Annotated in this window: 28 protein-coding genes; 1 reads left to right on the forward strand and 27 read right to left on the reverse strand. The window is 49.6% G+C overall.

Features of this window, described 5'->3' with window-relative positions:
- Positions 1-2: 2 nt before the first annotated feature.
- Positions 3-716 carry an NAD(P)/FAD-dependent oxidoreductase gene (locus EYS13_RS11235; RefSeq protein WP_227762519.1) on the reverse strand — a complete coding sequence of 238 codons (714 nt, stop codon included), beginning with the start codon at positions 714-716 and terminating at the stop codon, positions 3-5.
- Between the two features lie 388 nt (positions 717-1,104).
- Between EYS13_RS11235 and EYS13_RS11240 the strand changes: the two genes are divergently transcribed.
- Entirely contained in the window at positions 1,105-2,868 is a 1,764-nt protein-coding gene (locus tag EYS13_RS11240) for a methyl-accepting chemotaxis protein (RefSeq protein ID WP_227762524.1), read from the forward strand.
- 258 nt (positions 2,869-3,126) lie between these two features.
- On the opposite strand, the gene murA is transcribed toward EYS13_RS11240, so the two are convergent.
- From murA to prfA, 26 genes are all read right to left on the reverse strand, one after another.
- On the reverse strand, positions 3,127-4,413 hold the full coding sequence (gene murA / locus EYS13_RS11245) for a UDP-N-acetylglucosamine 1-carboxyvinyltransferase (protein ID WP_227762526.1): 1,287 nt from the start codon (positions 4,411-4,413) through the stop codon (positions 3,127-3,129).
- Between the two features lie 82 nt (positions 4,414-4,495).
- Positions 4,496-5,251 carry a YwmB family TATA-box binding protein gene (locus EYS13_RS11250; protein WP_227762527.1) on the reverse strand — a complete coding sequence of 252 codons (756 nt, stop codon included), beginning with the start codon at positions 5,249-5,251 and terminating at the stop codon, positions 4,496-4,498.
- A 243-nt stretch (positions 5,252-5,494) separates the two neighbouring features.
- A complete protein-coding gene (locus EYS13_RS11255; protein WP_227762528.1) occupies positions 5,495-5,893 on the reverse strand; it encodes a F0F1 ATP synthase subunit epsilon in 399 nt (132 codons plus the stop codon).
- A 13-nt stretch (positions 5,894-5,906) separates the two neighbouring features.
- Positions 5,907-7,316 (reverse strand): F0F1 ATP synthase subunit beta, encoded by a 1,410-nt coding sequence (gene atpD, locus EYS13_RS11260; protein WP_227762530.1) that lies wholly within the window; start codon positions 7,314-7,316, stop codon positions 5,907-5,909.
- 64 nt (positions 7,317-7,380) lie between these two features.
- On the reverse strand, positions 7,381-8,235 hold the full coding sequence (gene atpG, locus EYS13_RS11265) for an ATP synthase F1 subunit gamma (protein WP_227762532.1): 855 nt from the start codon (positions 8,233-8,235) through the stop codon (positions 7,381-7,383).
- Positions 8,236-8,354: 119 nt separating this feature from the next.
- Positions 8,355-9,863 (reverse strand): F0F1 ATP synthase subunit alpha, encoded by a 1,509-nt coding sequence (gene atpA, locus EYS13_RS11270; RefSeq protein ID WP_227762534.1) that lies wholly within the window; start codon positions 9,861-9,863, stop codon positions 8,355-8,357.
- 137 nt (positions 9,864-10,000) lie between these two features.
- Complete coding sequence (locus tag EYS13_RS11275; protein WP_227762536.1) at positions 10,001-10,537, reverse strand: F0F1 ATP synthase subunit delta; 537 nt, start codon at positions 10,535-10,537, stop codon at positions 10,001-10,003.
- Complete coding sequence (atpF, locus tag EYS13_RS11280) at positions 10,534-11,037, reverse strand: F0F1 ATP synthase subunit B (protein WP_227762538.1); 504 nt, start codon at positions 11,035-11,037, stop codon at positions 10,534-10,536. Before atpF ends, EYS13_RS11275 begins: the two co-directional genes overlap by 4 nt.
- A gap of 214 nt (positions 11,038-11,251) precedes the next feature.
- A complete protein-coding gene (atpE, locus tag EYS13_RS11285; protein ID WP_227762541.1) occupies positions 11,252-11,470 on the reverse strand; it encodes an ATP synthase F0 subunit C in 219 nt (72 codons plus the stop codon).
- 202 nt (positions 11,471-11,672) lie between these two features.
- On the reverse strand, positions 11,673-12,362 hold the full coding sequence (gene atpB, locus EYS13_RS11290; protein ID WP_227762544.1) for a F0F1 ATP synthase subunit A: 690 nt from the start codon (positions 12,360-12,362) through the stop codon (positions 11,673-11,675).
- Complete coding sequence (locus tag EYS13_RS11295; RefSeq protein ID WP_227762545.1) at positions 12,363-12,665, reverse strand: hypothetical protein; 303 nt, start codon at positions 12,663-12,665, stop codon at positions 12,363-12,365.
- Positions 12,662-12,958: an AtpZ/AtpI family protein gene (locus EYS13_RS11300; protein WP_227762547.1), complete on the reverse strand. Its 297-nt coding sequence runs from the start codon at positions 12,956-12,958 to the stop codon at positions 12,662-12,664. The genes EYS13_RS11295 and EYS13_RS11300 overlap by 4 nt, the downstream gene beginning before the upstream one ends.
- A 202-nt stretch (positions 12,959-13,160) precedes the next feature.
- Positions 13,161-14,312 carry a non-hydrolyzing UDP-N-acetylglucosamine 2-epimerase gene (gene wecB, locus EYS13_RS11305; RefSeq protein WP_227762549.1) on the reverse strand — a complete coding sequence of 384 codons (1,152 nt, stop codon included), beginning with the start codon at positions 14,310-14,312 and terminating at the stop codon, positions 13,161-13,163.
- 131 nt (positions 14,313-14,443) lie between these two features.
- The gene (locus EYS13_RS11310; protein WP_227762556.1) at positions 14,444-14,758 is read right to left on the reverse strand and encodes a MazG-like family protein; all 315 of its coding nucleotides are present in this window, start codon (positions 14,756-14,758) and stop codon (positions 14,444-14,446) included.
- 252 nt (positions 14,759-15,010) lie between these two features.
- Positions 15,011-15,454 (reverse strand): deoxycytidylate deaminase, encoded by a 444-nt coding sequence (locus EYS13_RS11315; protein WP_227767904.1) that lies wholly within the window; start codon positions 15,452-15,454, stop codon positions 15,011-15,013.
- A gap of 37 nt (positions 15,455-15,491) precedes the next feature.
- Positions 15,492-15,821: a four helix bundle protein gene (locus EYS13_RS11320; RefSeq protein ID WP_227762557.1), complete on the reverse strand. Its 330-nt coding sequence runs from the start codon at positions 15,819-15,821 to the stop codon at positions 15,492-15,494.
- 80 nt (positions 15,822-15,901) lie between these two features.
- Entirely contained in the window at positions 15,902-16,531 is a 630-nt protein-coding gene (gene upp, locus EYS13_RS11325; protein WP_227762559.1) for a uracil phosphoribosyltransferase, read from the reverse strand.
- 201 nt (positions 16,532-16,732) lie between these two features.
- Positions 16,733-17,278: a TIGR01440 family protein gene (locus tag EYS13_RS11330; protein WP_227762560.1), complete on the reverse strand. Its 546-nt coding sequence runs from the start codon at positions 17,276-17,278 to the stop codon at positions 16,733-16,735.
- 242 nt (positions 17,279-17,520) lie between these two features.
- Entirely contained in the window at positions 17,521-17,976 is a 456-nt protein-coding gene (gene rpiB, locus EYS13_RS11335; protein ID WP_227762561.1) for a ribose 5-phosphate isomerase B, read from the reverse strand.
- 287 nt (positions 17,977-18,263) lie between these two features.
- Positions 18,264-18,752, reverse strand: a complete 489-nt coding sequence (locus EYS13_RS11340) for a low molecular weight protein arginine phosphatase (RefSeq protein WP_227762563.1) — start codon at positions 18,750-18,752, stop codon at positions 18,264-18,266.
- Positions 18,753-18,891: 139 nt separating this feature from the next.
- Positions 18,892-19,479, reverse strand: coding sequence for a manganese efflux pump MntP (locus tag EYS13_RS11345; protein ID WP_227762564.1), 588 nt, complete (start codon positions 19,477-19,479; stop codon positions 18,892-18,894).
- A gap of 124 nt (positions 19,480-19,603) precedes the next feature.
- Complete coding sequence (locus EYS13_RS11350; RefSeq protein WP_227762565.1) at positions 19,604-20,332, reverse strand: ZIP family metal transporter; 729 nt, start codon at positions 20,330-20,332, stop codon at positions 19,604-19,606.
- Between the two features lie 71 nt (positions 20,333-20,403).
- A complete protein-coding gene (locus tag EYS13_RS11355) occupies positions 20,404-21,483 on the reverse strand; it encodes an L-threonylcarbamoyladenylate synthase (protein ID WP_227762570.1) in 1,080 nt (359 codons plus the stop codon).
- A gap of 189 nt (positions 21,484-21,672) precedes the next feature.
- Positions 21,673-22,830 carry a Na+/H+ antiporter NhaA gene (locus EYS13_RS11360; RefSeq protein WP_227762572.1) on the reverse strand — a complete coding sequence of 386 codons (1,158 nt, stop codon included), beginning with the start codon at positions 22,828-22,830 and terminating at the stop codon, positions 21,673-21,675.
- A 98-nt stretch (positions 22,831-22,928) separates the two neighbouring features.
- A complete protein-coding gene (gene prmC, locus EYS13_RS11365; RefSeq protein WP_227762574.1) occupies positions 22,929-23,885 on the reverse strand; it encodes a peptide chain release factor N(5)-glutamine methyltransferase in 957 nt (318 codons plus the stop codon).
- The gene (prfA, locus tag EYS13_RS11370; protein ID WP_227762576.1) at positions 23,886-24,953 is read right to left on the reverse strand and encodes a peptide chain release factor 1; all 1,068 of its coding nucleotides are present in this window, start codon (positions 24,951-24,953) and stop codon (positions 23,886-23,888) included. It abuts the gene before it with no gap.
- Between the last annotated feature and the right edge of the window lie 320 nt (positions 24,954-25,273).

Raw genomic sequence — 25,273 nt, forward strand, 5'->3', positions numbered from 1 at the left:
CTTTATCCCTCCAAAAAAGCTAAAAAATCGTTTTCCTCTTCCACCGGGCGGTATTGGCCCAGCAACTCAGCGCCGGGAATGAAGGGGGCCAGTCCCTCCCTGACAATGGTTTTGCACAGCCTTTCTTTAGGCATGCCCAAAGCCCGGTACTTTTCCAAAACATATTCCAGCACTGCCTCAACTCCTGCGGCAGTAACCTCCTCAACTATTTTCTCCGCATGGACCGGTTTCCTGCTGCCGCCCCTGCCGCCGAGATAAATGCTATACTTATCCGTCCCGGTAGCAATAACGCCAAAGTCGGCGCAGAGGGGATCGGTACAGCCCCGGTGACAGCCGGCCACAGAGATTTTAAAGTCGTGGGGAACAGGCTGGTCCATGAATTTCTCCTGAATTGATGCGGCAAGCGAAAATACGTCGGTCAGCGCCCTGAGGCAAAACTCTTCCCCGCCGGCGCAGCTTTTCACATTGCGCACCACCTCACCGAAAGAGCCTATTTTCAGGCCAAGGTCTGTTACCCCCTGCCTGAACTCCTCCAATTTTTCCTCGGGGATCAGGAACAGCACTGTCTGCCTGGTGGTAAACTTACTGCCCAGACTTCCTACCTGGATGCTTAATTTGCCTAAGCCAATCAATTGTTCCGGAGTAACTATACCACAGGGAGCAACTATTCCCACTCCCAGCACCCCGTTCTTTTGCTTGAAGATGGCATCGCCCATTGTTTTTCCTCCCGGGTATGTATGTAGGGTCTCGTTGTTAGTTGTCAGTCATTAGCCCTTAGTTGCATGTATCTTTCGGAGACTAGCTTTCGGAGACTATCCGTCGTCAGTCCTCAGTTTTAGGAATACCTGCAACAAAGAACCAGAGGCTAAAGTCTGCCGCTGATAGCTGAAAGCTGATGGCTGATAGCTATGTTAAGGTAACCATACCGTGAAATGGCAATTTTGACAAGAATCTACCTTGTTTTTTATAATTTTTTTATTGCATTTTGTGCTGTTTTTGGCCCCTGGCGGCATGTTTAGCTTGCCGGTGAAAGAGGAACTTGACAAAATACGTAGAATTCAAATTTATTAAATACCATTGGTTAATTAACATGCGGGACGGTGTATGCGTGTGTTTAAAAGAATGACTTTGGCAACCAAGTTTATCGCTTCAGTGGCGCTGGTATTGTTTATCTGCGTGCTCATCCTGTTTTATTTGATAAATGTTCAGAATACCAAGCGGACGGAGGAGATCTACCTTGAACAGGCAAAAGTGATTGTCCGGCAACTTACAGCAGCCCGGGTATTTTTGTCAAATGTCCAGAATAAAATCAATACCGACAAGGACGGCAATTATGAATTTAAGGGCATAAGCCCGGTCATCGGTTCCAAAATGATTGCCGATGAGTTCAATAAAGAAGGCGGATATAAGATTAAACATACGAGCCTTATGTACCGCAACCCCGAAAATGCGCCTGATGAATGGGAAAAGAAGGTGTTGACCAAATTTGAGGGGCAAAAAACGGCAGCCGACTTTGCGGAGAAAGTAAAAATGCCGGACGGGACAAAAGTACTGCGTTATGCCTATCCAATGCGGATTGAGGAGTCCTGTCTGGAATGTCACGGAGAACCCAAAGGGGAAAAGGATCTGACAGGATATACCAAAGAGGGGTATAAAGTGGGAGAACTGCGCGGGATGGTCAGTATAATCATACCGCTACCCGCCGTGAGCTTAATCTTTAATTCCAATTTCTTTGTTGTTGTGCTGGGCGGCTTTTTAACCATTATTTTGATTTTTTTCCTGGTCAGATACAGTATCTTAAAACCTTTGAAGGCAAACATGGAGGCTTTAAATGCTGTTGCTTCTGGAGACTTAACCCACACGCCGGAGATTAAGGAAGGCCAGGACGAAATGGTCCAGCTGAATAACGTGGCAGCCAAAATGGTAACAAATTTGCGGAAACTAATCGGCAAGGTAAATCAGAGCGCCGCCGATGTAACCGATTTCTCGGACCAGTTGAACCTGAGCGCCGATCAGACAGCCCAGGCTACCGAATCCATCAGCCAGGTGGCTCAGGAACTGGCTGCCAACGCCCAGCTGCAGCTTGACTCCACCCTCAAGACCAAAGAACTGGCGGAACAAATGGCACAGCAAGCGGAACAGATCAGCAGCAGCACCCAGAAAGCGACCGAAGCATCGACCTTGGTGGTGCAGCAGGTTGAATCGGGCAGCGATGCTATTGCTTCCACCATTGACCAAATGGAAAGCATCTCCGCCACGGTAGCCAGTTCCCATGAGCTGGTGGAACAGCTATCCACCAGGTCCCAGGAGATAGGTAAAATTATTGAAGTAATTACCAATATCGCCAGCCAAACCAATTTGTTGGCTTTAAATGCGGCCATTGAGGCAGCCCGTGCCGGTGAGCAAGGGCGGGGCTTTTCGGTTGTAGCGGAAGAAGTGCGCAAGCTGGCAGTCCTGTCGGCCCAGTCGGCGGGGGACATCAGCAATTTAATCAGGCTGGTGCTGGAGGATATCAACCATACTGTAGCTTCAATTAATAAGAGCAGGGATATTGTCCAGGCGGGGATGAAAATCGCCGCCCAGGCCGGGGAGGCTTTCGGCCAGATCAGCCAGGCCATCGCCGAATCCCAGGCCCAGTCAGAAGCAGTATTTGCCGCAGCTAACCAGATCGTGGCAGCAGTTAACACCGTGCTGGCGGAAGTGGATGAGGTGGCCCGGCTGGCCGGTACCATGTTTGACCGGACTTCGGAAGTGGCTGCGGCAACCGAGGAGCAGACTGCAACGATGCAGCAGATAGCTGCCTCCACCCAGGAACTGCACCAGCTGGCAATGAACCTGAAAACCATGGTAGCTGAGTTTAAGCTCTAGCGCGCAAGCGCTAGAGCTTAATCGTCAGTCCTTACAGTAGTCGACATAAAAAAGCAACAGAGCTGTACAGAATCCTGTCCGCCCTGTTGCTTTTTGACCCGGACCGGGCTTGGCCTCCGGACTTGCAGTCTGCCGGGCTCGTGCCTCTGCCGGGTAAGTTTTTAAAAACTAAAAATATTTTAGCAGATTTCTACTACAATGTATAGTTGAAAATGCGATGGAATTATAAAAAAGGATAAAATTTATCTTTAAATATCCTTATTCGCCCGAGCATGCACATTCGCCGGCTTGGCATTTTTCCCGCCGGATATCTGCGCCCACAGCCCGCAGCTTTTCTACCAGGTTATCATAGCCGCGGTCGATGTGGTGCAAGGCTCCTATTTCCGTCTGTCCTTCGGCCATCAGCCCGGCAATTACCAGGGCCGCTCCTGCCCGTAAGTCGGTGGCTTGGACCGGGGCTCCGGTCAAGCGTTCCACCCCTTTGACCACTGCGCTGTGCCCTTCGATAATAATCTGGGCGCCCATCCTTTTAAATTCATCTGCATGCATAAAGCGGTTTTCAAAAACTGTTTCGGTAATTACGCTTGTCCCTTTGGCGGTAGTCAGCAGGGCCATGAGCTGGGCCTGCATGTCGGTAGGAAAACCGGGGTAAGGCAAAGTTTTGATATCCACTGCCTCTACCCTGCCGTTTCCTTTGACCCGGATGCCGGTAGGCTCTTCGGTAATTTCCACTCCCGCTTCCAAAAGCTTTGCCACCACCGGCTTAAGATGGTCCACAATGACGTTTTCAATTAAGAGGTTGCTGCCCGTGGCAGCGGCCATTACCATGTATGTACCCGCCTCTATGCGGTCAGGAATAACCGCATGGGTTGCCCCTTTCAGACTTTTTACACCTTCGATTTTGATGATATTGGTTCCCGCCCCGGAAACGCGGGCTCCCATGCTGTTTAAAAAGCTGGCCAGATCCACTATTTCCGGTTCCTCGGCAGCATTTTCGATAATAGTGGTGCCTTCCGCCAAGACTCCTGCCATCATGATATTTTCCGTGGCCCCCACACTGGGAAAATCCAGGTAGACTTTAGCTCCTACCAAACCGCTGGCGCTTGCTTCGATTAATCCATGCCCGATGTTAATGCTGGCTCCAAGAGCAGCCAGACCTTTCAGGTGCAGGTCGATGGGCCTGGTTCCAATGGCACAGCCGCCGGGAAGGGACATCTTGGCGCGGCCGAAACGGGCCAAGAGAGGTCCCATCACTAAAAAAGAAGCCCTCATCCGGCGGACATAATCGTGGGTTGCTTCGGTACTTGTAATTTCTTCGGCGCAAATTTCCAACTCCTGCTCAGGGCCTCTGGAAATTTTTGCGCCTAAACTATCTAAAACCTGGCACATCGAGTCTACATCGGCCAGGTGAGGGATCTCATGCAGCACACACTTGTCTTCAGCCAGGAGAGTAGCAGCAATAATTGGCAGGACTGCATTTTTTGCCCCGCTCACCGTGATGCTGCCTTCCAGGCGTTTTCCCCCGGTTACGATGATTTTCTCCAACTATTCTTTCCTCCCTGCTCGACTGTCTTTTCTATATTTCGTCACATTACCCTGAAATCCTGCAAAATCAGGGTAGGAAGAATCAATACTCCCCGTTTAACAGGGGTGAACCCACACGGACAACAGTTTTTCCGGCAATATCATCATAGCTTAAGGCAATATTCAAATTGATTTTTCGTCCGTCAACTTTCAGGCTGTCCTTAATTAAAGGGGTATAGCCGCTTATGCTGACCAGTTCCGGCCCGGAGACTCCTTCAACTCTTAAGGCGGCTACTTCCTTAAACATTTCGTAGACCAGCCGCTCTTTTTGTACCAGGGTAAGCTCTTTTTCCAGGGTCCCGGTAAAAATCACAGAGACCTTGGGACTTGCGCCCAATTTCTTAAAAGCAGCTTTGGCTTTTTCCTGCCAGTCCTCTAGATTTGTGCTGCTTCCCCGCTGGGTTAAATTAACCAGCAAATAAGTGCCGGACTGCTCGCTACCCCCACCCAAAGTCGCCAGGTTAGCGTAAAAAAAAGAGTCGGGCTCCAGATCGCCTTCCAAAATCATTCCTTGCAGGTGGTGCTCTCTCACGGCGGTAAGCTTAAAAACTGCCTCCGGATCAAAAGCCGCTGAGACGGCTTTTAATATTTCAACCATTTTTCCGGGCTCTATTTGAGGGTATTTTAATTTTGCCCAAGCCTGGACATTTAATTCTTCCAAGTTTGCGCCAGCATGCATAAAGCTCTGATAAGCAGGATGGGTGCCGTTTCTTACAAAAGCCAGCGCCGGCAGGGCTGGGTTAAAATAAATTACAGTTATGAGTACGAGAAATGAAAGTACAGCCAAACGCTTTTGCATCTTACACCTCCTAATTTTAGAACAGGTTTGGCAATGTGTCTAATGTGTAGTTTTACCATCTTCCCACCGGCTAATCAGTTGAAAGAAAAAAATACAAAATGAAAACAGGAAACCCGCGGCTTATTGCCGCGGGTTTCCTGCCCTTAGGTTAATTGCTAAATTCATAGCAATATTATAATGTTTCTACCTGGCTGCCCCATTTTCCTGCAGGGAATAGGTGGGATTTTTATTTCATGCCGGCCTTTATTCCGCTGCTTTAATTCTGGCCAGAGCCTTGCGCAAAGCCAGCTCAGCCCGCTGTACATCCAGGCCTTCAGGACGCTCTCGGAGCCGTTTTTCAGCCCTTTCCTTGGCCCGTTTGGCCCTCTGCAGGTCTATTTCCTCTTTTCGTTCAGCGGTATCGGCCAAAATTGTTGCTTTGTTTTCATATACTTCCATAAAGCCGCCGCTGATGGCCAGCTTATTTTCCTTGCCTTCGATCTTATACTCCAGGACACCGGGGGCAAGGCCGGTAACTAGCGGAGCATGTCCCGGCAAAATACCTAAATAGCCGTTACTTCCCGGCGCAACCAAAGAATCCACTTCCTCACGGAGCACCAGGCGTTCCGGCGAAACTACTTCCATTACGATTTTTGCAAGCATACAGATCACGCCCTTAAGCTAATTCTTTAGCTCTTTCCACAGCCTCATCAATTGTCCCTACCATTAGGAAGGCCTGCTCGGGCAGGTTGTCATGCTTGCCCTCCAGGATTTCCTTGAAGCCGCGGATGCTCTCCTTCAGAGGCACGTACACGCCCGGCTGGCCGGTAAACGCCTCTGCCACGTGGAAAGGCTGGGACAAGAAGCGCTGGATCTTCCTGGCCCTGGCTACCACCAGCTTATCATCTTCTGACAATTCATCCATGCCTAAGATGGCGATGATATCCTGCAGTTCTTTATAGCGCTGCAGCACCTGCTGTACTCCCCGGGCAACGTTGTAGTGTTCTTCACCCAAAATCCGGGGGTCCAAAATCCTGGAAGTGGAATCAAGGGGGTCAACCGCCGGATAAATGCCAAGCTCCGCAATTTGCCGCGACAACACTGTGGTGGCGTCCAGGTGAGCAAAGGCAGTAGCAGGAGCCGGGTCTGTCAAATCGTCGGCCGGCACGTAAATTGCCTGTACGGAGGTAATGGAACCCTTCTTAGTCGAAGTGATCCTCTCCTGCAGCGCACCCATTTCAGTGGCTAAGGTAGGCTGGTAACCCACGGCGGAAGGCATCCGCCCCAGTAGCGCCGACACCTCGGAGCCTGCCTGGGTAAAGCGGAAAATGTTGTCGATAAAGAGCAGCACGTCCTGACCTTCGGCGTCCCGGAAATACTCGGCCAAAGTGAGGCCGGTAAGTCCTACCCGCATCCGGGCGCCCGGCGGCTCATTCATCTGCCCGAATACCAGAGCTGTTTTGTCGATAACGCCCGACTCGTTCATTTCCACCCAGAGGTCATTACCTTCCCTGGTCCGCTCACCCACACCGGCAAAAACGGAGAAACCCCCATGCTCGTATGCGATGTTCCTGATGAGCTCCATGATGAGCACCGTCTTGCCTACGCCGGCACCGCCAAAGAGTCCGATCTTACCGCCCTTGGCGTAAGGAGCCAGCAAATCCACAACTTTAATTCCCGTTTCCAGGATCTCCGTTGAAGGCTCCAGGTCTTCAAAGGTAGGAGCCGGTCTGTGAATGGGCAGAGTTTCTTTAACTTCTATAGGTCCTTTGCCGTCGATGGGCTCCCCGATTACGTTAAACATCCGTCCCAGGGTGTTTCTGCCTACCGGAATGGAAATAGGTGCACCCGTATCTACTGCCACCATCCCCCGCCGCAAGCCGTCAGTGGAGGAAAGGGCAACGCAGCGCACTGTGTTGTTGCCCAGCTGCTGCATGGCTTCCATGGTGATGTTGATGTTGACATCCATCTTTTCAGGCTGGTCTTCGCTGCGAATTTTGATGGCATTGTAAATTTCCGGCAGCGCCCCTTCAAATTGGACGTCGACTACTGGACCGATTACAGAAATAATTCTTCCTTTATTCAAATAAACTCACCCCTTTGCTAATTAACTCCCTAGTAAATAATGACGCAGCATTAGAATAACTTCGTTATTCTAATGCTGCTGCGCCGCCCACGATTTCGGTGATTTCCCTGGTAATGGCAGCCTGACGGGCGCGGTTGAAGGACAATGTCAATTTTTGAATCATTTCTCCCGCGTTGTCGCTGGCTGCATCCATAGCCGTCATCCTGGCGCCATGCTCGCTGGCTTTGGCCTCTAAAAGGGCCTTGTAAATCAGGGTTTCTAAATAGCGAGGCAGCAGTGTATGCAGCACTTCCTTGGCGGACGGCTCGTAAATATAGTCAACTTCGGCGCTGTTTTCTTTTTTCTCTACTTTTGTAACCGGCAGCAGCCTCTCTGTAAGCGGCTGCTGGCGAATAGCCGAATAGAATTTGGTATAGACCAGGTTCAATTCCTGAACCTCTCCCGAGATATAAATTTGAGCCAGTTCTCTGGCCAGTTCCCGGGCTTGGATGTAGTTAGGGTCATCGCCCAAGTCCAGGTACTCCCGCAGGAGGGTATAGCCTCTCCGGCGGAAATAATCCCTGCCTTTTTTACCAACGGCGATGATTACGCTCTCCTTGTCGTTTTCCCTGATTAGGGACTCGGTCAGCCGGATGAGGTTGGCGTTATAGCCGCCGCATAAACCCCGGTCGGCGGTTATAACCACATATCCCACTCGGGAAGTTTCCCGGGAATCCAACAAAGGATGGCTGTAATCCTCGCTGCCGTGAACGAGCCTGCCCAATACCTCCTGCAGCTTTGCGGAATAAGGACGGGCAGAGACTACCTTGTTTTGGGACTTACGGAGCTTAGCGGCTGCCACCATTTTCATGGCCTTGGTTATTTTCTGCGTGCTCTCAATACTCCTGATGCGCCGCTTGATGTCCCGCATTCCTGGCATTGTAGGTTCACCACCTTTATGGCGCAGTGCGCTGCAGAATCAGCCGTCAGCTTACAGCCTTCAGCATACTTTCACTGACGCACGCGCTGCATTAAAGTTTTGTGAAATATTTAATCGGTCTACGCTGTAAATGTTGCTTTGAATTCTTCGATTGCTTTCTTTAAGCTCTCAATCAGTTCATCGGAAAGCTTGCCGCTTGTGACAATCTCTTTTAAGATGTCGGGATGGCTGTTTTTCATGAAAGTCAAAAATTCAGCCTCAAATTTCCTGACTTTGTCAACAGGTACATCGTCCAGGTAGCCGTTAACGGCGGTATAGATGCTGACTACCTGTTCCTCTACCGGCATCGGCTCATACTGGCCCTGTTTCAGGATTTCCACGATCCGCTCACCACGGGCCAGGCGGGCCTGGGTGGCTTTATCCAGGTCAGAACCGAACTGGGCAAAAGCTGCCAGCTCCCGGTACTGAGCCAGGTCAATCCTCAGGCGTCCGGCAACCTGCTTCATGGCCTTGATTTGGGCAGCGCCCCCTACCCGGGATACGGAAATACCCGGGTTAATTGCAGGACGCACCCCGGAATAGAACAGGTCGGACTCAAGGAAAATCTGACCGTCAGTAATAGAAATAACGTTAGTAGGAATGTAAGCCGACACGTCACCGGCCTGGGTTTCAATTACAGGCAAAGCTGTAAGTGAACCGCCGCCCATTTCATCGCCCAGCTTGGCAGCCCGCTCCAACAGGCGGGAGTGGAGATAAAATACATCACCGGGATAGGCTTCCCGGCCCGGCGGACGGCGCAAGAGCAGCGATAACTCCCTGTAGGCAGCTGCCTGTTTGGATAAGTCATCGTAAATCACCAGCACGTCTTTGCCGTTGTACATAAACTCTTCACCCATGGCGCAGCCGGCATAGGGAGCAATATACAGCATAGGCGCCGGCTCACTGGCCGAGGCGGAAACAACTATGGAATAATCCATGGCGCCGTGGTCTTCCAGGGTTTTGACAACCCCGGCCACGGTTGAGGCCTTCTGGCCTATGGCCACATAGATGCAGATCACATTTTGGCCTTTTTGGTTGATAATGGTGTCAACTGCCAGGGCGGTTTTACCCGTCTGCCGGTCACCGATGATCAGTTCCCGCTGTCCCCGGCCAATGGGCACAAGCGAGTCAATAGCTTTTAAACCGGTCTGCAGCGGCTGGTGCACTGACTTACGGTAAATAACCCCAGGGGCAGGCGACTCCACGGGCCTGAACTTATTGGTTGTGATGGGGCCCTTGCCGTCGATGGGCTGTCCTAACGCGTTAACTACACGGCCAATTAAGGCTTCGCCTACCGGAACTTCCACGATCCGGCCGGTGCGTTTGACTTGGTCACCTTCTTTGATCCCGGTATAAGGACCGAGGATAACGCAACCGATGTTATCTTCCTCCAGGTTCAGCACCATGCCGAAAATGCCGCCGGGAAATTCCAGCATTTCCCCGGCCATGGCTTTTTCCAAGCCAAAAACCCGGGCAATGCCGTCCCCTACCTGGATTACAGTTCCCACTTCGGAAACCTCAACCCCGGACCGGAAATTAGCGATCTTGTCTTTCAAGATCGAGCTGATTTCATCCGGCCTTAAACTCATATATTTCACCTCGCATGTTTACGTTAACCTACAAAATAAATTCTAAACTTACAACAGTTATTCTGATTTTGAAGCCTAGCCAACAGCCGTCAGCCTAAACATTATTTTGCTGTTGGCTGAAAGCTGGGAGCTGACAGCTATCCCATAAGAATCTCTTTCATCTTCTGCAGGCGGGTGGCGATGGAGCCATCCAGCACTTTATCCCCGATCTTAATTATTGCCCCGCCGATAATCCCCTTATCCACTTTATGGATGAGGCGCACATTCTTGCCTGTGGACTGGGATAACTTTTGTTCCAGGTCCTTTTTGTCTTCCTGGGACAGCTCGGCGGCACTCCTGACTTCCGCTTCAATGATGTTGCGCTGCCTGTCAGCCAGTTTGGTATATGCTTTGACTATACCGGTAAGAAACCGTTCCCGGCGTTTTTCCAGCAGCACATAGAAGAAGTTTTCGGTAAGTTGATGCAGCTTTCCGGCGAAGATTTGGTCAAAAACCCACCGTTTTTCCGGGGCTGGAATGAGCTGGTTGTCCAGCATCCGCCTGAATTCTTCGCTTTCTGCCGCCACCCGGAGAATTTGATTCAATTCCTCTTCAATCCGGTCTAAGAGATTATTTTCCAAGGCCAGCTCAAAGAGGGCCTGTGCATAGCGGTGCGCTACTGCCTGATCACTCATTGTACTTCGCCCACCCCTGCTACAAATTCCTTAAGCAGCTTCTCATGGTCTTTGGGCGAAAGTTCTCTTTCAATCACCTTGCCGGCTGCCATGATAACCATGCCGGCAATCTCGCCCCGGATCTCAGCCAAAGCTTTAGCTTTTTCACCTTCGATTTCAGCTTTGGCCCTGGCCAGGGTTTTACCGGCTTCCTCCCGGGCCTCGGCAAGAATCTGCTCCTTCATGCTTTCACCCAGCTTGGTAGCGCGGCTGATAATTTCCTGGGCTTCATTCTTAGCATTGGAAATTTGCTCTTCATACTTGGCTAAAAGAGCGCTTGCCTCTTCCCTGGCCTTTTGAGCTTCCTCCAAGGAACCGGCGATCCGCTGCTCCCGCTCTGCCAAAATCCGGCCAACCGGTTGGTAGAGAAATTTATATAAAAAGCCAATGACAATCAGCAAGTTGATTGCCATCAAAATGAAGGTCCAGACGTCAAAATTAAGAGCCTTCAGTACTTCCATGTCAAGCCTCACCTCCGGCCTAAAAATAGTACGTGGGCGAATAAGAGAGCCTCTCTTATCCGCCCAAGGGCTGTGCCGCATAGCGGCCTTCCGGCCGCCTCCTTAGTCCTTAGTCGTTAGTCATTAGTTTGTTGTTAGCATCTAATTTCCAAAAAAGGAATGTAAGACTAAGGATTAAGGACTAACGACTGACCCAAAAGAGTGCTAGCTAGTATTAGAGCTTTGTCCACATTAAGATAGCGATAACGAAGGAAAAGAGCGTCAACGCTTCCATAAAGGCCAGGGCTAAAAGCAGATTAGTTCTGATATCCCCTGCGGCTTCAGGTTGACGGGCAATGCCCTCCATAGCTCCCCTGGCAGCATTACCTTGGCCAAGAGCAGAACCCAGGGCTGCTAAACCGATTGCCAGTCCAACGCCAATAAAACCTAACATGACTAAACCTCCCTTCTTTTGTTAAGCACAACCAAATTCTTTTGAGTTAAGATGGTTAATTGCAAATAATTTTTTGCTTAAAGGCTTTGAGCCTTCAGCCTTCAGCTGTCAGCGATCAGCCTTTATTTTTAAAATTCAATTAAAAGCTGATGGCTAACAGCTGATAGCTGATGGCCGACCCTAGAGACAATCTTAAGAGCTATTAGTGGCCGTGTACCATAGCGGCGATGTAAGTTGTGGTCAGGAGTGTGAACACAAAAGCCTGGATGAAGCCCATCAGCACACCTAACATCTGAATTGGTACGGGAGCGAAAAGGGGCACCAGGGTAAAGAGAATTACTACCACCATTTCCTCCCCGAACATATTGCCAAAAAGACGGAGCGACAGGGAAACCGGTTTGACCAGTTCCTCAATCACATTCAAAGGAGCAAGAACGGGAGTGGGGGAAAGAAAATGCTTTAAGTATTCCACCAACCCTTTGTTCTTAATTCCAATTAACTGCACGGTGATAATGGTGGTCACCCCAAAAGCCGCCGTAGTGCTGAGGTCCATGGTCGGGGGCTTCATTTCGGGAATAAACCAGGCCCAGTTTAAAAACAAGATGAAGATAAACAAGGAGCCTACCAAAGGGATGTATTTTTTACCCCCGTGGCCCAAAACGGATTCCAGGAGCCCGTATAAAAATTCAACTATCATTTCCGGAAAATGCTGTTTGCCTGAAGGGATAAGCTTCAAATTCCTGGTAGAGATAAGCACCAGCGTAAACAAAACAGCCATTACAATCCAGGCATTCACCACTGTTGAGGAAACCGGTATGGGACCGATCTGAAAAACGGTATGGGGCTTTAGGTGTTCCATAATATTTGCTAATTCCGCTATTCTTTCCTGCACTTAACTCACCCCTTTCATTTTGAAAATAGCAATTATACGCGGGTGGTAAAAAACAAACTGCAACAGCAGCCCTGCAAGTGCCCCCAGCAAAAACGCCTCACCCTGCAGGCCGGCTATCACCAGCACCGCCAGGGAGACAGCCATTTTTAAAAGGACCCGGCCCATCAGCCGATTATAGGTTTTGAAGGGCTTTTCTCCTCCACGGGGCACAAGAGCTTTAACCACCAAAAAGGAATTTAAAACTGTAAACGGGAGGGCAAAAACCACCCCAAGTAAAAATTCTTTGTAATCAACACCGGTCATTTGTCCATACCTTTGTCATCTTGGTAATCTTCTTCCCGTCCAATTTTTTTGACCGCAGCTTCCTTGCCGGGCGGCTTAAATTTTTCCAGCAAGTACAATTCCTGCAGCAAGGAGTAAAAAGATACCCCCACTCCAAGCAAAATTCCTGCCAGCATCAGGAAAGGGGCAGTTCCCAGTTTCCGGTCAAGCAGGTTACCCCCAAAATAGCCCAGCAAAATACTTGCAGCCATGGTTATACCAAAAGAAAAGGCAAAATTCGCATACCGGGCGTAATTCCAGTAATCTTTTTTCAATTACTGCTTCCCCCTATATTTTCGGGCTAATTAAACTCTTCTTTACAATTCCCAGGGAATGAGAAATTATACCTTTTTTTGGTGGAATGCTTAAACCTGCTTTATAATTTAAGCCTGTGTACTATTCGACTCATGTTTACCAAATTCCTTGTTTTGTTTTGGTATTTTTATTAGATATCTTGCTGGAAATTATTTAAAATTTTTATGATTGATAATCATCAGGACGCCGGTCAGTAAGGCCGTAGGCAAACCGCAGGCTCTGCACGATACGCCGGGCGGCTTTACCATCCCCGTAGGGGTTCACTGCATTTGCCATCTGCCGGTAATAACCGTTGTCAATAAGCAGCCGCTTCGCTTCACGATAAACTTGCTCAAAGCCGGTGCCCACCAGGCTGACCGTACCTGCGGCAACAGCCTCGGGCCTTTCGGTGGTATCTCTCAAAACCAGGACTGGCTTGCCCAGGGAAGGGGCCTCTTCCTGCAGCCCTCCCGAATCGGTCAAGACAATAAAAGAACGGGCCATGAGGTTAACAAAAGGCTCATAGTCCAAAGGTTCGATTAAGCGCACCCGCGGCAGTTCTCCTAAAACCTCCTGCACCACCGAGCGGACCTTGGGATTTTTATGTACCGGGAAAACCACTTCCAGCTCTGGGAACTCCAGCACCAGTTGCCGCAGGGCTGCAAAGATATGGCGCATAGGTTCGCCCAGGTTTTCCCGCCGGTGGGCTGTGATAAGCACCACTTTGCGCCCCTCAAAGTCAAGCCCTTCCAACCCTGGAATACCGCTAAAGTTAAAGACGGGGTTGACTGTTGCCAGTAAAGCGTCGATTACCGTGTTGCCGGTAACAAAGATCTGCTCTTCCCTAATCCCCTCCCGCAATAAATTCGCCTTGGCGGAGCCTGTAGGCGCAAAGTGCCAATCGGCAATGGCCCCGGTCAGTCTGCGGTTCATCTCTTCAGGAAAGGGAGAATACTTGTTGCCGGTCCTTAAACCCGCTTCCACATGGCCCACGGCAATCTGGCGGTAAAAAGCAGCCAGGGAAGCCACGAAAGTGGTGGTAGTGTCACCGTGCACCAGCACAAGGTCCGGCTGCTCCCTCTCGTATACTTGGCTTAAGCCTTCCAGAGCCCTGGTGGTGATTTGGGTGAGGGTTTGTTGGCTCTGCATAATATCCAGATCGTAATCGGGAGTTATGGCAAATAACTGCAGCACTTGATCCAGCATTTCCCTATGCTGGGCCGTAACTGCCACCTTGGAAATTATCTCCCCGGGGTATTTGGCCAGTTCTTGAACCAAGGGAGCCATTTTAATCGCCTCCGGCCTGGTGCCGAAAACGGAAAGAACTTTTAGCACTATAGTCACGCCTTTCTGGTCAGCCGTCAGCTTTCAGCCGTCAGCCTTCAACTCTCATCCACCGGCCAACAACTGATAGCTGATAGCTGTTGGCTGATAGCTGATAGCTGTTGGCTGATAGCTGCTAGCTGCTAGCTGCTTTTGAGGTAGCCCTTTTTCATCAGCTTAGATATATGTTCTTCCAAAGCCTGGGAAAGATCGACATTGTAGTGTTCTTCCAGTACGAACATCATGGATACAGCAGTTTGGGCCACGTCCAGGAGCTCCCGGGTAATCATTTTCATTACCTCCTGCTCTTCCATGCTTATTTTTTCTCCGTTTAGCCCCCTGAACTTACCTATGGCTTGGGCCAACTCCCCCGTCTCCTCCATCAGTTTTAAGGCTGTGGATTCCATGGTGGGGGAGAGGTTGTCCAACCGTGGCAGGGCGATTATCTTCTTTTGCATTTTCCGCACTCCTTATGAGGTAGCCGTCAGCTGTCAGCCAGCAGCCTTCAAGCTTTCAGCCATCAGCTTTCAGTCGTCAGCCTTCAGCTCTCAGCCACCGGCCAACAACCTCTTATGTCTTATTGATCAGAGAGTAATAAAAAGCAAATACTGTTTAATTTTATCTAAAAAAACTTATAACTACAGCAAGAAGCTAACAACTGATGGCTGTTGGCTGATAGCTGATAGCTGGGAGCTGATAGCCTCTGTATTCTAGTCTTCGTACTTTACGACCGGTATCCCCGCTTGATCAAGGATCTCCTTGGCTAAGGCATCAGGGTAATCTCCTTTAGTAATAACTTTCACAATGCCTGCGTTAACTATCATTTTAGCACAAACTACACACGGATGGGTAGTGGTATAAAAAGTTCCTCCCTGGATGCTTACTCCATAGAGGGCAGCTTGAATAATAGCATTTTGCTCAGCATGAATACCCCGGCATAGCTCATGCCTCTGCCCTGAAGGGATATTTAAGTTTTCCCGCAGACAGCCAACTTGGGCACAGTGAGGAAGGCCGCTGGGGGCTCCATTATAGCCGGTGGTTAACAGACGTTTATCTTTGACAATAATCGCACCTACCTGGCGCCTTAAGCAGGTGGAACGTTTGGCAACAGTTTCAGCAATTTCCATGAAATAAGAATCCCAACTCGGACGCATCACATTTTGTATTCCTTTCTTGTCCAGCCGTCAGCCATCAGCTGTCAGCTTTCAGCTTTCCAATAAATGCATTAAGTAGCCTAAAAAGCTCTTCTACATAGTCATCCAAGATTTTGTGCTGCGTATCATTTATATAGCCCAAATCGTAACTAAGTCTTAAATAATATTGAACTTCCGCAGTTGAACCTTTTGAAATGTGTAAGAACTGTATAAATTCTTTATCATATTGTCTGACTTGGCCTTCTGCAATATTAGCTGGTATTGATACAGCCGCCCTTCGTATTTGGCTTACCAGACCAAACATCTCAGCTTTCGGAAATTGTTGAGTGACTTCATAAATTATGCAAATGCATGAGCCTTTTGCCATACTAATAAATTTTCATATTTCGGCATATAAGACCTCTAGGACATGTTTTTAGCTGATGGCTGACGACTGATAGCTGATAGCTATTTTGTGCCAAACAGTCTGTCTCCTGCGTCGCCCAGGCCGGGGACGATATAGCCGTGGTCGTTGAGGCATTCGTCCACCGCCGCCGTGAAGATATCCACGTCGGGGTGCTCCTCCTGGACCCTTTTAATCCCTTCGGGAGCCGCGATTAGGCACATCAGCTTGATGTTTTTTACGCCGCGCTGTTTCATAAATTGTATGCCGGCAGAGGCCGAACCCCCGGTAGCCAACATCGGGTCTACGATAATGATGTCCCTTTCGGCCACATCGGTGGGGAGCTTGCAGTAGTATTCAACGGGCTGCAAAGTCTCCGGATCTCTGTATAAGCCGACGTGACCCACTTTAGCGGCAGGGATCAGTTTCAGCATTCCGTTCACCATTCCGAGACCAGCACGGAGGATAGGGATAATCCCCACTTTGCGGCCCGCAAGCATCTTGCTCTTGCAAGTTGTAAGGGGAGTTTTGACTTCCACTTCTTCCAAAGGAAAATCACGGGTAACCTCGTAGGCCATCAGCATGGCAACTTCTTCGACCAACTCCCGGAAGTCTTTGGAACCGGTATCCTCCGCCCTGATTAAAGTGATCTTATGTTGAATTAATGGGTGGTCCAGTACATAGACTTTTGACAAATTTATCCCTCCAATTTAATCATCCGCCGTCAGCCTTCAGCTCTCAGCCACCAGTTAACAACCTCTTATGTCTTATTTATCAGAAGAATAATAAAAAGCAAATACTGTTTAATTTTATCAAAAAAAACTTAAAATTACAGCTAGAAGCTAAGAACTGATGCTGTTGGCTGTTAGCTGACAGCTGACAGCCTTCTTAAAAGACTACTTACAATATATCGCTCTTTCTCCCCCGATTAGTTTGGGACGAGTCCGCGCCAGCGTCAAGTGGGCATTACCTATATTTTTCAGGGGCAGCCTGACCGGTACAGCCACGTGCTTGAGATGCATGCCGATAAAAGTATCCCCGATATCAATGCCGGCATGGGCCACAATCTTTTCGACCACAACCGGACTGTCAAAACGCTCCATCGCAACCGCAGCCAAGGACCCACCCGCTTTAGGCGCCGGGATAACAGAGACGATCTCAAAACCGTATTTTTCAGCCGCTTCTTCTTCGATGACCAGGGCCCGGTTAAGGTGTTCGCAGCATTGGACCGCCAGGTAGATGCCCTTTTCCTGCAACAAAGGCAATAATTCAGCCATGATGGTTTGCGCCACTTCCAGATTGGAGGCCGTCCCTATTTTTTGCCCTACCACCTCACTGGTACTGCAGCCCACAACCATAATTTGCCCCGGCTTTAAATTGGCCGCTTCCAGAAGCCCGCTGACGGCTTGGCGGGTCTGCTGGGCAATTGTATTTAATTCCATATTTACCCTCCTCTGTATTAACAGCCATCAGCTATCAGCCATCAGCTGTAAGCTTTTAGCCTTACTTTCTTATTTCTAAATTGCATGTATTCCTCTGGGGCAGTCCCCAGTCGACAGTTATCAACAGTTATCAGTTGTATGTATTTCACTCGGGTAATTGAGTCGTTGGTCATTAGTTTGAGCTCATCTATCAGTCATCAGCTTTCAGCATGGTGGCTTTCTGCTGATAGCTAACGGGGTCATTACTGACGTCCAGAATACTTTTGCTCAATTTCCCTAATTTTTTCTATCCGTCTCTGGTGTCTGCCGCCGGCAAATTCCGTCTCCAGCCAAATTTTTACAATATCAAGGGCCAACCCCGGGCCTACCACCCGCTCGCCTAAAGTCAAAATGTTGGCATCGTTATGTTCCCGTGAGGCCCGGGCGGAAAAAGTATCGTTGCACAGCGCGGCCCTAATGCCCGGAACTTTATTGGCAGCTATGCCTATGCCGATCCCGGTACCACAGACCAGTATGCCCCGGTCGTATTTTCCTTCCGCTACAGCCTCCGCAACAGCCAAAGCGTAGTCGGGGTAATCAACGGAATCGGTGCTCATGGTGCCAAAGTCAGTAAACTCCAGTCCGCTCTCCTGTAGATATGCTTTTATTTTTTCTTTAAGTGTGTACCCGCCATGATCGCATCCTAAAGCAATTTTCAAATTTCTCACTCCTGTTCAGCTAGCAGCTAGCAACTAGCAGCCCTCAGCTTTCAGCCGCCAGCTATCAGCTCTTATTGTATTTCTTACAGGTCATTAACCAGGCATTATCAAGTGTAAGTTCCGCCAAATTACGGAAAATAGTTTTTTCGGATGATGGCTATATGCTAACTACTGAAAGCTGACGGCTAACTGTTATTGTTCTACCTTTGGTTTAATTATTCCTCTTTCTTCGACAATTACGCGTCAAAAAAAAGAAAACATAAAAGAAAAGGGACCGGGTCCCTGTTTCACTCGAGCTTTTTTAGATCATCGTCTTGCATAAACTTATCCAGTGCTTTGTCGACAGCAGCCTGGATTTCGGCAGCGCATTCTTTATATACTTCCAAAGATTGCCCAAAGGGGTCTGCCACATCAAGCTCGCCGTTTTCATCGCCTGCAGCGTACTCATGCAGGGTGAAAAGCTTGTCCGCAACCTCTGGGTAAAACTGGGCCAGTTGGTGTTTATGGTCCCTGGTCATGGCAAGGATAAGATCGGCTTTTTGCAGCAGTTCCGCATTCACAGGCTTTGCCTGGTGTTTACTGAGATCAATGTCAATTTCGCGCAGGGCGCGAACCGCGTTGTCAGCAGCAGGCGACCCCTGCCAAGCTGCGGTACCTGCCGACATGAAAGTAACCTTTTCAGCTAAACCCTTTTTTGCGGCCAAATCACGGGCCAGGGCCTCCGCCATGCTGCTGCGACAGGTGTTGCCGGTACATACGAAAAGAATTGTACGCATTTCAACCCTCCTCGATAAGCTTTCAGCCACCAGCCTTCAGCTATCAGCTGTTTAAGTATTTCTATTAAGCTTAAGATAATTTGTCAGGGAGGTAGTCCTAAGAGGTTTTTGCTGATGGCTGATAACTGACAGCTGAAGGCTAGAAAAACATTTTAACTCCTATTATAGTTAATATAATTCCCCCGACAATCTGGGCTTTTTCGCCCAGCCAGGAACCCATTCTCTTGCCCAGAATAAAGCCGGTCGCTGTCATGATGCCCGCTACAGCGCCCATGATCAGCACAGTCAGAGCCAGATTGGCTTTTAAAGTGCCTAAGCCAAAGCCCACTGTCAGGGCGTCCAGGCTGACGCTGCCGGCTAAAACCAGCATAGCCCATAAGCCGCTGTAAACCTGCACCGGGTAAGGCCCTTGGACTTGAGTAGTTTTCCTGGCCACCCCAAAATTCATAATGCCGGTATCTTCGCCAAAACCCTCCCTGAGCATTTGAATGCCGATAAAAATCAGCACCACCGCCCCGATGTAAGAAGCCAGCTGCCCTACGGCTTTTCCCAACAGAGAGCCTAAAAAGAGCCCTGTTAAAGGCATAAAAATGTGAAAGAGGGAAACTATCCCGGAAATCATTGCTATCCTACGCCAGCGGATGCCCGTTAAACCTATCCCGATGGCCATAGAAAAAGCATCGGTGCCCAATGCTACAGCCACCAACAAAACTGTTGCAAGCGTCATGGTTTTACCTCCGGTAAAAAGCCGTCAGCCACCAGCTATCAGCCGGCAGCATCTACGCGGCGATGGACAAAATGTCAACTGAGAACTGTTTCTAGTACTTTTAGTATGCTGAAATATCTGTCAGCTACTCCATTATGCTTAGCATAAATATTACTAAAAAACCCAAAAACATACCGAGCAGGGAGTAATTGGGATGGCGCTGACGGGATTCAGGAATTATTTCCCAGAAAACGATATAAAACATGGCCCCGGCAGCCAGGGACAGCAAAAACGAAATAAAGGATTTGGATAATCCTACAATCAACAGTCCAAGCATAGTCCCTACCGGGGTAAAGATACTGACCAAACCGGTTAGGCCGACAATTCTGGAAGGCTTAAGGCCGCTCATTAAAAGAGGAGCAGCGGTTGCCATTCCCTCCGGGATATTATGTAAGCCTATAGCCACAGCAATCAACCAGCCCAAATGCAGCGTAGCCGAAAAGCCTGCTGCAATGGCAACTCCTTCGGGCAAATCGTGGAGGGCGATGCCGATGGCAATCAAATAGCCCATCCTGCGAAGATAAACTTTGTCCCTGGCCGCGCTTTTTTGCCCGCCGGCAAAGGTAAGCAGTTTACTTAACAACGTGAGCAAAAGCAGGCCTGCAACAAAACCGGCGGTTAAAGTATGGATACTGCCATAGTCCAAGGATGACGGCAACAGGTCAAGAATAACTACACTCAACATGATTCCCGCTGCTAAACCTAAAAAAACAGCAAGCATTTTTTCCGAAGGTTTGCCGCATGCCAGAATAATTAAGGCACCGATGGCAGTGGCCAGACCTGCCAACAGGCTTAAAAAGAGAATTTCCCCCATAGCCAGCCTCCCGGACTTCATTCAACAGCTACCTTAATTCTTATTTCGGCTTGCTGGCAAATATTACTCACTCAAGCTTTTATAACACGATGGCTTGCCGCTTTTCGCAGCCGGTTCATAATAGCAACACCTATTCCATTTTCAGGAAAAGTTTGAGCAAAAACAACGTCCAGGTGATAACGGTCACAGTTGCGCAAGGCACTGTAAAGCCTGGATGCTACTTCGCCCAAATCTTCTCCTGGACCAAGGGTTTCGTAATGGTCGGGTTGGGGCACCATTTCCCTGCACAAAAACAGCATCTCCTCGGTACAAATAATCCCTACCCTTTTACCTTCCGCTTTATGCTGTTCCACCAGCTCTTTCATTTTTAGGGCCACTTGCCAGGGCTCCCCTTCAACCAGAAAAACTTTTGCCCTGGGGGCATAGTGGGCATATTTCATTCCAGGCGCCCGCGGCACGAGGCCATCAATCAAGTACTCTCCTCTTATCGCCGGGTCCAACACTACCTGGCCCAGGACTTCCTGGAGCTGTTCCAAAGTTACTCCGCCAGGGCGCAGTATAACAGGCGGGTCCGATGTCAAATCCAAAACTGTGGATTCGAGGCCTACACTGGTTTTGCCTCCGTCAACCACTGCATCTATTTTCCCCGCCAAATCCTTTAAAACATGGGTACCAATGGTAGGACTGGGTCTTCCGGAAAGATTGGCGCTGGGGGCGGCTACCGGTACGCGGGCTGCCTTCAGAAACGCCAGGGCGATAGGATGGGCCGGCATCCTGACAGCTACCGTATCAAGCCCCGCGGTGACAATATCGGGTACGCACCGGCTTTTGGGCAGAATCAAAGTCAGAGGGCCCGGCCAAAAGAGTTCCATCATGCGTTCAGCCAGGGGTGGAATTTCCCTGGCCAGCAGGTCAATTTCTTTTTGTTGGGCCACATGCATGATCAACGGATTATCGGCTGGCCGGCCTTTAGCCTTAAAAATTTTGGCTACCGCTTCCGGGTTTAACCCATCGGCGCCGAGCCCATAAACCGTTTCCGTAGGAAAAGCGACCACACCGCCCTTTCTTAAAATCTCAGCGGCTTCCTGAATATGAGTCAAATTAGGCACCTTCGGATCTATTCTATAATAACGAGTACGAATTGTAATCATTTCCATCACCCCATACTAGGGATAGTATACCACAAAAAAAAACCCGCAAAACGGGTTTTTTAGCTAACAGCCAACCTGAAACCAAGTTTTAAGCGTTGGGCATAAACGTTTACAGCAAAGGCTACCGGCTTAAAGCCAGTAGCCTGCTTATCATACTACTGCTTCACCTGTTTAAAACGAAGGGTAAAATCACAAATCTGCGGTAATCCTTTTGATGCCTAACACCCTGCCTAAAATAATGGCTATGATTGATACACCGGCGCTAAATAAGGCCCCCATCTTAGCCGCCCCTTGAATTTCCGGGTCCACGAAGGCGGCTCCCGCCACGAACAGGGCTACAGTCAAGCCCATAGCGGCCACAAACCCGGCTAAAAACAGCTCTTTTTTCGTCATCCGGTTGGGCAGAGGGAAACCAAGCAGCGTACCGATATAACCCAACAAGAAGATACCCACAGTCTTGCCGATAAATAATCCGGCGGTTACCAGCCAGGTAGGGACTCCAATAGCGGAAAACTCTACCCCTGCGTTGGCCAAGCCGAAGAAGAACAGGCCGAAATCAATAATTACTTTCCACTCATGTTCAAAGGTAGCCAAGGTGCTATGCTCTCCCTCTTCAGCTTCAAACAAGCCGCTTTCGACTTTCGGGGCGGAAGGCAGGAAAGGAACAATAAATACCAGGGCCAGCGCCGGGTGCAAATGGGCATTGTGCAGGCCCAGCCAGCTAAGCAATCCGCCCCCGAGAATATAGGGCCAATAGCTTGAAACTTTAGCCCGCCTCAAGAGGTAAGCAACCAGCATGCCTGCCAGAACCAGGAGGAGCCACACGGGCTGTACCGGATGAAGCGGATCGGGATAGAAGACGGCAATAATGACCAGGCCGATGGCATCATCGGCGATGGCCAGAAGCAGCAAAAACTTAACTGCCGGGTGCTTGTCACCGAAAACGAATCGGGCCACCAGCCAGGCTAACGCTATATCGGTAGCAGTGGGAATACCCCAGCCCCTGACAAATTCGGGAGATCCGATCAGGGAATTGAGTGTCAAGTAGACCGCAACAGGGCCCAATACGCCGCCGGCAGTTGCCAAGAGCGGGTTAATCGCCTTTTTGATTGGGTTTAAGTCACCCCCCGGCAACAAGCTCTGGGTGATTTCCACCCCGGCAATGGCAAAGAAAAATACCATAAAGACATCGTTGACCAAAAAGTGAAAATTCACTTCTCCGAATAGAGGTTCTTCAATAAAGTGATGGTAGCTTTCCGGCGCAATATTTGCCCAAAACAAGGCCGCAATGACGCCCGCAATTAACGGAATGGAAAACTCTTGCAGCAGTTTTACAGTTTTATTCAATACACGCCCCCCTAACATTACTTAATTCTAGCCGGTTATTTTGGTATACAGGATTAGGCATACTTTGCATAAATTTTACCATGGCAACATTTATTAAGTCAACTTAACAACCGTCCAATAATTACCCGCTCCAAATTGGCATAATCGTCCAGAATCTCTATTTCTGAGAATCCCTGGCTTGCCAGAATTTTTTTAACATCCGCCCCTTGATCGCTCCCTATTTCCAGCGCCAGCCAACCCCCCCGGTCCAGCACATTTTTGCTTTCCCGGGCCAGGCGGCGGTAAAAGGCAAGCCCGTCCTCACCGCCGGCCAGAGCCGTAACAGGTTCGAAAGTGACTTCGGGCTGAAGGTGGGGTACGTTACCAGCCGGAATGTAGGGGGGATTGGAGACAACGATATCAAAACCTCCGGCTTCGTGATAGTTGTTGGTTGTTAGTTGCTGGCTGTTGTTATAGTTGTTAGTTGTTGGTTGTTGGTTGTTAGTTGTACATGCTGTTCTTTGGGGCAAAAAAGGCTGTAGTAAATCACCGTGGACAAATGTTATCTCAACACTATGTTTTTCAGCATTTCTTTTGGCCACTTTTAAGGCTTTCTCGGAAATGTCCACGGCAAAGACTTGTGCTTCCGGCCAAAATTTTTTGAGACAAATGGCGATAATGCCGCTGCCTGTGCCTACATCAACTATTTTGGCTGCAAGGGGAACACGACGTTTTAGGCCCAGTACCGCCTGCACCAGTATTTCGGTGTCATCCCTGGGAATAAGGACATGCTCATTAACTGCAAAATCCAAGGACATGAATTCCCGGCACCCGGTCAGGTACTGCAAAGGGTAATGTTCAGCTCGTTTTTTTACCATTTCCCTGAAGCGTCTTTGTTCAGCCTCGCCTATTGTCTCGGGCAGATGCCCCAAAAGTTTGGCCCTGGTCCACCCTAAAGCATGGGCTAATAATACCTCCGCTTCCAGCCTGGCATTTAAAATACCGCTCCGATGCAAAAAAGGAACCGCCCAGGCCAGTTCCTTCTTGGCTGTCGGCGGTCCACTGCTCTTCAACACTTATTCCACCTTCTTTAGCTTCTCGGCTTGGTCAGTGGTAATCAAGGCATCAATAATCTCGTCTAATTCCCCGTCAAGAATAAGGTCAAGCTTATGCAATGTGAGGCCGATACGGTGGTCGGTTACCCTGCTTTGAGGAAAATTATAAGTCCGGATCCTTTCGCTGCGGTCACCGGTCCCCACCTGGCTTTTCCTGGCGCTGGCCAGTTCGCCTTGCTGCTCTTCCTGGGCTTTTTCCAAAAGACGCGCCCGCAACACTTTCATAGCTTTATCTTTATTCTTGTGCTGGGACTTTTCGTCCTGGCAGGATACAACTATGCCCGTAGGAAGGTGGGTAATCCGCACCGCCGACTGGGTGGTATTGACCGACTGGCCGCCGGGCCCGCTGGAACAAAAAATGTCTATCCTGATATCGTTGGGGTTAATTTGCACATCCACCTCTTCCGCCTCAGGCAAAACCGCCACGGTTACGGTAGAAGTATGAATTCTGCCGCCCGACTCGGTGGTAGGAATGCGCTGTACTCGGTGCACGCCGCTTTCAAACTTCAGGCGGCTGTACGCACCCTGCCCTTCAATGGCGAAAATAATCTCCTTATAGCCGCCGATGTCGGTGGGATGGTCGCTTAAAATCTCCAAGCGCCATCCCTGGCGCTCCGCATAGCGGGAATACATTCTGAACAAGTCCCCGGCAAACAGGGCTGCTTCATCGCCCCCGGCACCGCCCCGGATCTCCATAATGACGTTCTTTTCGTCGTTAGGATCCTTGGGTAGGAGCAGGATCTTCAGCTTTTCCTCCAGTTTCGGCACCTTGGACTTCAGTTCCTCCAGCTCCAGTTCGGCCATCTCCTTTAGTTCCGGGTCCTGCTCGCTGGCTAACAGGCTTTTGGCATCATCTATCTCTTTTAGGACCTTTTTATATTCCCTGAATACAGTTACAATTTCCTCCAGGCCGGCATGGGCTTTGGCATGTTTCTGAAATTGGGACTGGTCGGCAATTACCGCAGGATCGCTTAACAGCCGGCCCAGCTCCTCGTATTTATCTTCAATGTTTTGCAGTTTATCCAGCATAAATTCACCTCACATCTACTATGTGGTTGTATTTTGTGTCAGCCGTCAGACTTCACCTATCAGCTATCAGCCAGCAGCTGTCAGCCATCAGCTTTCAGCCGTCATTAGTCGTTAGTCGTCCATGCTGCTGTCGCAGCACCATCATAAGTATGAAAAATTGTAACCCATTGTGCGTAGCTGCGACATATGACAAGCCATAGAGCGCTCTGTGAAGAGTTTGACTGTAAGCGGCCGAGCAGCATGGACGCTGCGAGAGCGCTGGAGCGGCATGGACGCCGCGTCAGCGCGTGCCGCTGAAAGTCAAACGTAAAGAAGACTTG

It is taken from the genome of Zhaonella formicivorans, from assembly GCF_004353525.1.
GTDB classification, from domain to species: Bacteria; Bacillota; DUOV01; order DUOV01; family Zhaonellaceae; genus Zhaonella; species Zhaonella formicivorans.